13 protein-coding genes and 1 tRNA gene are annotated in these 10,053 nt (G+C 63.6%); 6 read left to right on the top strand and 8 right to left on the bottom strand.

The features are described from left to right. Window positions 1-64: 64 nt before the first annotated feature. Both AAC014_RS15910 and traA read right to left on the bottom strand, forming a co-directional pair. A complete protein-coding gene (locus AAC014_RS15910) occupies window positions 65-514 on the bottom strand; it encodes a hypothetical protein (RefSeq protein ID WP_339710374.1) in 450 nt (149 codons plus the stop codon). Window positions 515-524: 10 nt separating this feature from the next. Continuing rightward, window positions 525-3,380, bottom strand: coding sequence for a Ti-type conjugative transfer relaxase TraA (traA, locus tag AAC014_RS15905; RefSeq protein WP_339710372.1), 2,856 nt, complete (start codon window positions 3,378-3,380; stop codon window positions 525-527). 176 nt (window positions 3,381-3,556) lie between these two features. Here traA and AAC014_RS15900 point away from each other — a divergent pair, with 176 nt between their 5' ends. Together AAC014_RS15900 and AAC014_RS15895 are read left to right on the top strand one after the other, a co-directional pair. Next, window positions 3,557-3,877: a conjugal transfer protein TraD gene (locus AAC014_RS15900; protein WP_339710369.1), complete on the top strand. Its 321-nt coding sequence runs from the start codon at window positions 3,557-3,559 to the stop codon at window positions 3,875-3,877. 16 nt (window positions 3,878-3,893) lie between these two features. Next, window positions 3,894-4,112, top strand: a complete 219-nt coding sequence (locus AAC014_RS15895; protein ID WP_339710367.1) for a conjugal transfer protein TraD — start codon at window positions 3,894-3,896, stop codon at window positions 4,110-4,112. Window positions 4,113-4,165: 53 nt separating this feature from the next. Here AAC014_RS15895 and AAC014_RS15890 read toward each other — a convergent pair whose 3' ends face one another. The 3 genes from AAC014_RS15890 to AAC014_RS15880 all read right to left on the bottom strand — a co-directional run bounded on the left by AAC014_RS15890 (window position 4,166) and on the right by AAC014_RS15880 (window position 5,932). After that, window positions 4,166-4,591 carry a hypothetical protein gene (locus tag AAC014_RS15890; protein ID WP_339710365.1) on the bottom strand — a complete coding sequence of 142 codons (426 nt, stop codon included), beginning with the start codon at window positions 4,589-4,591 and terminating at the stop codon, window positions 4,166-4,168. Then, on the bottom strand, window positions 4,588-5,295 hold the full coding sequence (locus tag AAC014_RS15885; protein WP_339710363.1) for a GIY-YIG nuclease family protein: 708 nt from the start codon (window positions 5,293-5,295) through the stop codon (window positions 4,588-4,590). The genes AAC014_RS15890 and AAC014_RS15885 overlap by 4 nt, the downstream gene beginning before the upstream one ends. A 64-nt stretch (window positions 5,296-5,359) precedes the next feature. Continuing rightward, a complete protein-coding gene (locus tag AAC014_RS15880) occupies window positions 5,360-5,932 on the bottom strand; it encodes a hypothetical protein (RefSeq protein WP_339710360.1) in 573 nt (190 codons plus the stop codon). A gap of 198 nt (window positions 5,933-6,130) precedes the next feature. Between AAC014_RS15880 and AAC014_RS15875 the strand changes: the two genes are divergently transcribed. Beyond that, complete coding sequence (locus AAC014_RS15875) at window positions 6,131-6,295, top strand: YlcI/YnfO family protein (RefSeq protein WP_339710357.1); 165 nt, start codon at window positions 6,131-6,133, stop codon at window positions 6,293-6,295. Window positions 6,296-6,309: 14 nt separating this feature from the next. On the opposite strand, the gene AAC014_RS15870 is transcribed toward AAC014_RS15875, so the two are convergent. Further along, window positions 6,310-6,711 (bottom strand): sigma factor-like helix-turn-helix DNA-binding protein, encoded by a 402-nt coding sequence (locus AAC014_RS15870; RefSeq protein ID WP_339710354.1) that lies wholly within the window; start codon window positions 6,709-6,711, stop codon window positions 6,310-6,312. 470 nt (window positions 6,712-7,181) lie between these two features. On the opposite strand from AAC014_RS15870, the gene AAC014_RS15865 reads away from it, so the two are divergent. Then, window positions 7,182-7,388 (top strand): AlpA family phage regulatory protein, encoded by a 207-nt coding sequence (locus AAC014_RS15865; RefSeq protein ID WP_339710351.1) that lies wholly within the window; start codon window positions 7,182-7,184, stop codon window positions 7,386-7,388. A gap of 3 nt (window positions 7,389-7,391) precedes the next feature. Next, a complete protein-coding gene (locus AAC014_RS15860) occupies window positions 7,392-7,574 on the top strand; it encodes an AlpA family phage regulatory protein (RefSeq protein ID WP_339710349.1) in 183 nt (60 codons plus the stop codon). Here AAC014_RS15860 and AAC014_RS15855 read toward each other — a convergent pair. Continuing rightward, window positions 7,571-8,884, bottom strand: a complete 1,314-nt coding sequence (locus tag AAC014_RS15855; protein ID WP_339710347.1) for an integrase arm-type DNA-binding domain-containing protein — start codon at window positions 8,882-8,884, stop codon at window positions 7,571-7,573. The genes AAC014_RS15860 and AAC014_RS15855 overlap by 4 nt on opposite strands. A 158-nt stretch (window positions 8,885-9,042) precedes the next feature. Then, window positions 9,043-9,133, bottom strand: a tRNA-Ser gene (locus AAC014_RS15850). A 147-nt stretch (window positions 9,134-9,280) separates the two neighbouring features. Here AAC014_RS15850 and AAC014_RS15845 point away from each other — a divergent pair. Beyond that, entirely contained in the window at window positions 9,281-10,030 is a 750-nt protein-coding gene (locus AAC014_RS15845) for an META domain-containing protein (protein ID WP_339710344.1), read from the top strand. Window positions 10,031-10,053 lie beyond the last annotated feature (23 nt).

The following is a 10,053-nucleotide window of genomic DNA, read 5'->3' as shown; positions in this document are numbered from 1 at the left end:
CGGCTTTGTCGCTCTCGCCTCAATCAAGCTATGGATACCCTTTGTCCACGAAACCAATTTTTGGCTAATAGATGGTGTATTTCCAAGCCAACGCTATAATCGCACAGAACAACGCGCCAACGATCGCTCCTACACTGGCGGCCCACACTCTTGCCCGCTGCTGTTCCTGCGCCGTGCGTGCCGTCGCGAGCGTCGCTTCGATCTGCCTCGCGGCGCTTGTCATCCCGTTATGCGCGTGCTCAAGCAGCCTGGCGTCCTCTGCGCGCACCTGTTCGCTTGCGCGCAGGATCTGCTGTCCCATGACCTCGGGCGTCACCTGCAGCGCCGGTGCATCAGCCATGGCGCCGAGCGCAGCATTCTGCTCCTTGATCCGCGCGCCGATGCCCGCGAGGATGCCGCTGTAGTCGGGCTGCGCCTTCTGCTCGGCGGCGAGCCCTTCGAGCGCACGGCGGAGCAGCGCCACCTCGCGCCTCAGTGCCTCGAACGCGTCTGCGGGGGATGAGTCGGTCGTCATGAGGATGAGCCTAACGGCTGAGCCCGCGCCCGCGCGAGAGGCCGAACCAGTCTGAGAGCTCCCGGGACAGTCCTCGTTCCGGTTCCATGCCGATGCCGAGTCCAAGCTCGCGGGCGCGTGGCCGAAGCAGCGATTCCATCTGCGCATCGCGTTCGAGGCTCTTCGCGAGCCCGGCCATTCCGGCGTTGATCTTCGGGAGCTTGTGCTCCTCGCCCCAGAACCTGGCGTGCTCGTGCTGCTTCCGCAGCCGCGTCCATTCGGCGACGAACCGATCGGCGCGGTAGGCGGGGTCGCTGCGGACGCGCTCGGCCTCGTCGAGGAGCGCGCGCGCCTGGCGCACGTCGCCGCGCGCCATCGTATCCAGCAAGTTCAGGTCCGCGCGCCACGCATTGCGAAGGTCGCGCGCCGCGCCGGGGCGGATCGCGTCGAGCGCGGCCTCGTCGCGTTCGTGCAGGACGCGCAAGGGCTCGCTCATCGGCACGCCCGCGAGCCCCATCTCGCGGACCTTGTGCACGGTGCGGGCATACTGCTCGACCGCCGGCTCCAGTTGCGGCTTCGGCACCTGGATCGGCGTGGCCTTCAACTGCAGCCCCTCGAACATGTCGCGGACCTTGATGGCGACCTCGCGGACGCGCTCCCTGAGCGTAATGCCGCGCCTCGCGGCGAACGCTTCTGTCTTGTCGGCAATGGGCCCATAGTCGCCGACCATGTCCTTGCTGCGGTCGCGGCCGAGCGTGCGGATCAGCTGCTGCTCGGTTTTGAACGTCTCCTTGCCGCAGTAAAGGTCCACGCGCTCGCGGTGGCGCGACAGCGCAACATAGGCGCCGTGCCGGTCCATGCCCCCTGTGGCGAGAACATAGGCCCGGTCGACCGTCACCCCCTGCGCCTTGTGGATCGTGGCCGCATAGCCATGGTCGATATCGGTATAGAGCTTGGTGTCGAAGCTGATGCTCCGGCCATCATCGAGCATGATGGCCATGCGTGCCTGGGTCACGCTCTCGACCCTGCCGAGCGAGCCGTTCTTGACGCCTATGCTCTTCTCATTGCGCAGGAACATCACCCGGTCGCCGCGCGCGAACGGTTTTGGGCCTTTCGTGGTCTCGATGCTGACGTCGTCACCAAGCTGCCTCCCCAGCCGCAGGCGCTGGCGTGCGAGCGCATTGAGCCCGGCAACATCGGCGCGCGTGTGCGCGAGGATCAGCCGGCTCTTCTGCGGCTGCGCCTTACGCTCCCTGTCCCAGCGGTCGATGAGCTGCTTTTTCGCCTCGGCTTCGGTCGGTGCCGCGTGGATGCGATCATGCTCTTTGAGGGCCTGGATCGCTTCTGCGGTTCTCCCGGTCGCGAGCTGCCGCACGGCGTCGCGCTGCCACCCCTCATGCTGACGGCGGATCTCGGTGACCTCGACCCCGCCGTGGCGCTCATGGATGCTGCGGAACGCGGCGCCCGCCTCGATCGCCTGCAGTTGCTCGGGATCGCCGACCAGCACGACCTTCGCACCGGCACGTTGTGCATGGCTGAGCACGCGCTCCATCTGCCGCGTTCCGATCATCCCGGCCTCGTCGATGACAAGCACGTCGCGCGCCGTGAGGTGACCGGTGCCGTTCGCCCAGGCATGCTCTTGTGCCGCGATCGTGCGCGACGCGATGTGCGAACCGCTTTGGAGGTTCTCGGCGGCGATGCCGGAGAGCGCCAGCCCCCTCACGCGGTAACCCGCATCTTCCCAGGCTTCACGGGCCACACCGAGCAGCGCGGACTTGCCCGTTCCGGCATAGCCGACAATGACACCGAGACCCTTGGGTTCGGTCACATGGTCGAGCGCGGCGCGCTGCTCGGACGAGAGGATGAGGCCATGGCGCTCGGCGCGCGCGACGGCGTGGTCGCGGACAGCGTGCGTCTGCTGCGCATGCAAGCGCTCCGTCGCCTGCTGAAGCCGCTGCTCGGTCTCCAGCATGGCGCGGCTGGTAAAGCGCTCCTGCTCGCGCCCGTCCTTGCCCAAGGCGACGAGTTCCGGCGAGGCTTCGACGGCGGTGAGCACACGGTCGAACTGGTCCTTGCCGTCGCTGTGCCGGTGCACGAACATCGCAAGCTCACGCCGTGTGAACGTGGCCTGTTGGTGCGTTAATGCGTCGAGCGCCACCTCGGGACTACGAAGCAGCCGCTCGCCATTGGCGCGCGCGATGGCGCGGTGCTCGTCGAGACGCTCGGCCGTAAGCCCCACGTCGGCCATGCGCGATGCTGCCGGGCCGATCTTGTTCTGGGGCTCGAGGTCGATGCCCTGCGCCTCAAGACTGCGGTGGTCGACGGTGACGTCGATATCGCGCTCTGCGAGCGCGCGGTTGAGGTGTGCTGCCCAGGCTTCACGCCAGTGTTCGAGGAGCGGCGTGCTGTTCCAGTCGCGCACCTTCGCGCCGAAGCCGTTCTCATCCACCTCGCGCATCGTGAGCATGACATGGGCATGGGGCTTCGCCATACCGTCGGCGCCGATGTCCCAGTGCACGTTGAGATCGGCGCACATGCCGCGATCGACGAACTCACGGGAGACAAACTCGCGCGCCACATGAATCGCGTCCTGCTGTTCGAGTTCGCGTGGCAGTGCAAACTCGACCTCGCGCGCGAGCTGCGCGTCCTTGCGCACCTCTGCAGCCTCGACGGCGTTCCAGAGTGCTTCGCGGTCCCGCAGATGCTCAGGGGCGTTCTCCGGCAGCATCACTTCGGAGTGGACGACGCCGGCCTTGTTCGTGAAGTCGTGATGGCGATCGAGGCGCTGGTCGTGCAGCCGCGAGGCGGAGCGGTACGCGGCGGAGGCGAGCGCGCTCGCGCCGGTACTCCGGCTGATGACCTTCGCGCTGAAGTGATAGATCGCCATGAGGGCTATCCATCTACACCCCGAAAGCCACGTCGGCACGACGTATAAGCGCGCCCTCACAAGAACGATTCTCGTGAGGGACCGGGCGGTCTCACCAAGGTTCGGCCTCTTTACCGCGCGCCAGAACGACTCGTAGCGTGGGTGCATTCCGTGACAGAACCGAAGGACCCCATCCCATGCGCAGGCCCCGTGACTATGATGCCGAGATGAAGCTGCTGACCGACAAGGCGAAGGCGCTTCAGGATCGGAAGCTCCGTGAGCTTGGGCAGCTCGTTACCGCAACGGGTGCCGATGCGCTTGGGGCCGATGTGCTCGCAGGTGTGCTGGTCCGTGCCGCCGCGATCACCGACATGGTACAGAGGGAGGAATGGCGCACCGCGGGTGCGGCGTTCTTTCTGCGCGGAAAGCATACGGCGAGCGCTGCGACAAACACTCCGCGCCGAGCAAAGGTTGCAGGCTCTCCGCAACCGGCTGCAGGCGCGGCGGGCGCGAGCTGATACGCGGGACTGGGTCGTGAAGCGCCGTGAGCGGACGCGCCGGCTCATCGAACTCGGCGGGCTCGTCGTCAAGGCCGGGCTCGACGTGCTCGTTGAGGATGACCGGGCAGCGATCTACGGGGCGCTGCTCGGGCTTGTGCAGCAGGTGGACGGCGAGCAGCGCAACGAGATCATCGCGCTGTGGCGGCGGAAGGGGAAACGGGCGTTTGAAACGGAGGCTGCGGAGCGAAAATGAACGACCGTCCTGTATCCGCTAGAGCGCTACCGGTTTCCTTCGGCCTTCGCATTTTAAGCGCGAGGTTTTCCCGACCAGAGGCGAAACTCAAATGGCTCGTTGGGCCGGTTCGGTTTGATGCCTATGTCGTCTCTTATAGCGAATATCAGGACGGTCAGAAGTTCATCGTGACGATCAACCTCCTTGTCGATATTCGAGTCCGCCGTTTCGTCAAGATAGTGACGCAATGCGATCAAAACCGCGGGCGAACCGACCAGAAAGATGTTGTTTGCTGCATCAGCAAAAGCGGTACGCTCCTCGGTGGTAGCAGGCGGGCCGACAATCGCGTTCAATGCAGCCATGAACTGCTTGTAGTGCGCGAGTTTTTGCGTTCGCCATTCCGCTTCCCGTTCCTTTCGCCGTGTCAGATAGAATGTGAGCGCACTTGCGAAGATGCCGGCTACGGCCGTTATGACAGCGGCGGCAAGCGGCCCGTTCACTGAAACTTGCGCCGCTGAAATGCGGCCACGTCTGCAGACGTGAGTTTGAACCATTCGCCGTTTGCCCGACGCTCAGAAAAGCGACGGTGCCAATACGCTTCTATGCCAACGGGATCGTCGGTCTGAATCGCATGGAACAGCACAGCCTTTTCCGGTAGCGCGACTTTGATTTCTTTAAGCCGCCGCTCGATTTCATCGCTGCGCCCGATCTTGTAGAATTCGCCTGACTTGACAAGATAAACCCAACCATCCTGCGTGACCGATTTTGGCAGGCGTACCCCGGGCTTTGGAGCAGGTAGCAGGTGCCTTAACCGCTCATAGGCGGAATCGCGATACGATAGTTCGCGCAACGCTTCGACAACGCCCTCCTGTCCGTTGAAATGCTCGCCAATGATGCCGGTACTTGGCACCGTTTCATCGCCATTGCGCCGAAGAAGCTTCAGTTCCCGCACTGTTGGAACATGACCAAGCGTCAAGGTGATTTGGGCAAATTGTTCGACGAGTTCCGAGGTGTCGCGACGCTTGGTCCATTCGTTCGCAGCGAACCCGGCTTCTACAAGGGCATCGCCCCACTTCGACCAGTACACACCACTCCATTTGGTTTCGCCAATTCCGGTTTGTGACTGGAATGCACTCTTGCCGGGCGGCTTGCCGCCGTTGGCCGCTGCAAGACGTCGTATTTCCGCAATAATATGATCGCGCATACTTGAGAGCATAACGCAACTATTTCGCCGAGCAACGACATACATTAATAAGGCAGAATCGCTATCAGCTTCTCGAACGTAGCGGATGTCCGGTTACATCACGGACCCGATCGATCAATTGCCTCGTCAGGAGTTTGACCTGATCATCTGTGAATGGAAAATCTGAAACGCCAGTGATGTCCGCAAATCTCCATTTCCCATAGGGTGACAGACTTACGGCAAACTGGATCATTTGTGGGTCATCGCAACAAAGGCCCGTTGCATTTGCGCACGCGAGCGAGCGCGCCACGTCGAGACCGAGGTTGCGTGCGTTCCAGTCATCCGGAAAGCCCACATCCAGCAAATGGGCGCTTAGCGCGAGCTGGCTCGCAATACCGACATGATAAAGCAACGTCCCTGTGCTCCGGATACGACCTTCTTCAACACCAGCGAAAAATTCTTCGGCGGTGTCAAGGCGAGCCTTGCTTAAGGCCCGTCCTTCGCTGCTTCGCCGCAATAATACCGGCTCGAAATCCGTTGCAAAACGGACGCGGCTGTTCCTTGGCAATTGCCACGGGCCAATAAAACCAGGTGTCGCCACAGATGGGAACGCGCGCAGCAGAGTGCGGCGCGTCGCGAACGTTGCGTGCTCTTTCATAATTTTCTCCTCAGTTCTGTTTTCCACCCCCATGGCGCAGGCTCTGCCGACTCGGAGAGCGTCACATTGTCCCCCGGGGTGCAGTTGATATTATAAACGACACCGTTTATATATTAAACGATGTCGTTTATTCAAATAAAAGATGTCGTGAACGCGATTTTCTTGGCGCCGAGCCATCGGAGCGATAGCGACGATGCCATGGGACGTCCCCCGCTTGGAATGAAGCCGACAACGATCAGGCTACCGCAGGAAATGATCCAGCGGATCGAAACGCTTGTCGGCAATCGCCAGCTTGCGCAGTTCATCCGCGAAGCCGTCGAACGAGAGCTTGAGCGACGAGAACGCGCCGAAGGCAAAGACTAAGCGCTGAGCTCAGGTCACTTCGGCATTGCCTTGTGCAGCGCCACGAGCGCCGCCGCCATGCGGATTTCTACTTCGCGGACTGAGAGGCCGAGCCGCAGCGCGATACGGTCATTGAGCAGCCCATCCCACGCAAGCTCCATGACCTGCTGCGACACCGGGTCGAGCGCTGCGAACGCCTCCCGGTAGGGCTTGCCGATCTTCAATATGTGCCGGATGGCCCGGCGCATATGCCAGCGCACGCGCCATTCGCCGATGTGCATGTCCTTCGCGATCTCGGCGTAGGACTTACCTTCGACCCTGTGCGCGATGAACACCGTCAGTGTCCGCTCGGGCAGCTTCCGCAGCCATGCCCGCATGACCGCGTGCCGGTCCCGCTCCAGCGACACGCCGGGTTCAGATACAGGTTTGCCGTTCATCATCCTTCTCCCGCCAAAAGCCGCGGCCCCGGCCGGAGGGCGGGGGCGGGCGGCAGGAAGGGGATCAGGCGGGCCGCATGAGGCGACCTGCACCCGAAGGGCTGGAACGCATGTGGAAGACCCGCGTCAGCGGGTTGCAGGCCGGCGCGGCCCGCCCAAAACCCGTGACGCCCGCTCCCCGCCTGCACAGACGGGTCAAACCCTCCGCCGGGCGAAGCCCGGCTTCTGATTCGGGCACCGATCCGGCGGACGGGACATCGTGGGACAACAGGCCTGGATCGCTGCGATCCACTGCAAAATATTCTTTGACGGTGAAGGTGTATCCGCTGGCGGTCGCTGACGTCCCAAGCGGTCCCGCAGGCTGTTTGCGCCGCGCTGGCACCGTTTCCGGCACTCTTGACGCTGCCAAGGCTTGCGGCATCGTGAGCGTCATAGGGGATGCTGACAACCGCTTATGGGAAGACTCGGCCATGCCCCACGACCGCATCATCCGTCTCAAAGCCGTTCTCGACCGCACCGGGCTCAGCCGCTCTACGCTTTATCGAAAGATGCAAAGCGGTACGTTCCCGCGCCAGGTGCGCATCGCTACGCGCTGCACGGGCTGGCGCGAGTCCGCCGTCAGCGCATGGATGAAGAATCCCATGTTCTTCCATGTCGATGATCTTCCGGCGGAGTAGCCCGTGCCGCTGCTCACCGACAGGTTCGTGGGCATCCGCGACGTGGCCCGCCGCACCGCCCTCAGCCGCACCACGATCGCGCGCAGCGTGAAGGCCGGGTCATTCCCGACGCCGGTCCGGTTCAGCCCGACCTGCCTCGGCTGGTACGAGTCCGAGATCGATACTTGGATCGCAGAGGCACGCTAGCGGCGATTGCCTTCCAGCAGATCGGCAGGCTCGGCAAGCCCTTCGCACAGCAGATCCGCCCAGTCCTGCGCGATCTCGATGCGGCGATCCATGAACGCTGCCCGGTTGTATGCGCTCTCCACCGTGTTCGCCGGGACATGCGCGAGCATCAGGTCGATGACCTTGGCGTCGAGCTCGGCAAGGATGCGCTGCCCGCTCTCGCGGGCACTACGCTCGGCAACCTCGTTCATGATCGTCGAGAAGCTCGCACGCCAGCCGTGCGGCACATGACGGCCGTGGAAGCCGGCGCGGTTGTAGAGATAGCCGATGGCGTTCTCGCTCATCGGCCGGTGCGCATGACGCTGCGACGGAAACACCAGCCGGTTCCTGCCCGTAAGCGTCCGCATCGCGCGCAGCACAGCAACAGACTGCCGGGATAGCGGCACCAGATGATCGAACGCCGTCTCGTCCTTACGCACAAGCATCAGCTTCATTCGCGCAGAGGGGATACGCCACAGCGGCGGCTCGCCACTGACGACAGGATCGAACCTATCCCAGTCGATGTTCTCGAACTCGTCCCAGGTCACCCCGCGGATGACCCCGGGACGCACGGCGGTCAGCGCCAGCAGACGCGACGCGAGCTTCACGACTGGCGTGGCATCAGAACCTTCCGCCGCGAGCAGAACGCTGCGCGCATCTTCGATCCGCAGCATCGCCGGCTGCCGGCCTTTCTTAGGCACCGGCTTCATCGCCTTCACGATCCCGGAGGCGGGGTCATGATCGGCAACGCCTTCGGCAATCGCGTAGCAGAAAATCGACGAGATGCGCTGGCGCAGCCGCCGTGCCGTCTCAATCGCGCCGCGCGCTTCGACCTTGCGCAGGGTCGCAAGGATCACCCGGCTGTCGATCGCGGGGATGGGAAGCTTCCCGAGGTGCGGGAAGACATCGTTCTCAAGGCTCGCGATCACGTCGGCGGCATGCACGGGCGCCCAGCGCGGCGCCTGCAGCGCGTGCCACGCGCGCGCCAGCTTCTCGAACGTCTCCATCGCCGCGGCAGACGCCGCGAGCTTCCGCTTGCGCTTCTCGACGGCAGGGTCGCGGAAGTCGCGCAGCTGCTGTCGCGCTTCGTCGCGAAGCTTGCGCGCCGCGTCCAGCGACACCTCGGGGTAGAGGCCGAATACGATCCGCTTTTCCCGGTCAGCAAACCGGTACTTCAACCGCCACGACTTCGCGCCCTTGCGCGTCACGTAGAGGTACAGCCCGGCGGAATCTGCAAGCTTGTAATCCTGCTCCGCGGGCTTTGCTTTCCTCACCTGGAGGTCTGTCAGCACGAGTGCCCCCATTTCTCAAATCGATGCCCCCAGAAACGTCCCATACAGCATGGGATTTGGGGGCATCCAAAGGGATCAAATGAGAGAACAGGCTAGCCGAAAACCGGCTGAAAAGCAAGGTTTCCCGGGACTTTCAGAGAGCTCAAGAAGAGACTAAGTGGCGGAGCGGGAGGGATTCGAACCCTCGATACGCTTTTGACGTATACTCACTTTCCAGGCGAGCGCCTTCGACCACTCGGCCACCGCTCCGCATCGCTGGGGGGAGCGCCTTAGCGCTCATCGCGGGGGTTCGTCCAGTCCTCAATGCAAATGCCGCCTCCCTCGACCTCTCGAAAAGGGGTATGCCTTCGTCGGTCCGCTGCGACATGAGCAGAACGCTGTGGCAGGAGAGCCGTAATGAAGTGTGGCCTGTGGATCGTAGCAGCCGCGATGGTGGCGGGTTGCACGGCGGAAACATCAGGGCGGGACGCGGTGGGGCCAGCTTTACCCCCTGCCGCGACACCGCCCACTGTGCCCGCGATGTGGGCCCTGGAAACGCTGGCGGGAGAGGCGCCCGCACCCGGCGCGCGGTTTCAGCTGAAGATGGGCGTGGATGGGCGCATCGGCGGCCGCTCGGGCTGCAACACTTTTTCGGCGCGCTATGCGCTGAACGGCACCGCGTTTACGGTCCATCCGCCGGTGATCGGCACCAAGATGGCGTGCCCCTATGCGATCATGGCGCAGGAGGCGGCCTTCCGCGCCGTGATCGAAACGGCGACCACGGCGTCGGTGGGCACGGACGGCAAGCTGACCGTGACGAGCAGCGACGGCCGCACGCTCCGCTTCACCGGTCTCGGAGCATGGGAGAGCGGCACCGCCGGAAACGTGTCCGGCGGGAACAGCACCCCGTCGATGCCCGTTCCCTCACACATCGTCATGCGCTGCGGCACGGAGCAACTGCGCGTGCGTGTGATGGATGGACAGGCAGAGGTGATCCTCGACGACGGTAGCGCTATCATGCTTCCACGGCTCGCCAGCGAAACGGGTGCCGCCGAGACCTACACCAACGGACGTATCACGCTGGAACGCCAGACGTCGCCGCAGCACGGTTTCCGCTTCGCGCGCGGACGCATGGCGATGGTGTCCTGTATCCTCGCGCAGAACTGAAAATCCGTGCCAAATCGTGCCGG

The organism is uncultured Sphingosinicella sp. (assembly GCF_963974575.1).
In the GTDB taxonomy this organism is placed as follows: domain Bacteria; phylum Pseudomonadota; class Alphaproteobacteria; order Sphingomonadales; family Sphingomonadaceae; genus Sphingosinicella.
The sequence above is the reverse complement of the archived record's forward strand: the minus strand, read 5'-3'. Positions and strand labels throughout refer to the sequence as shown.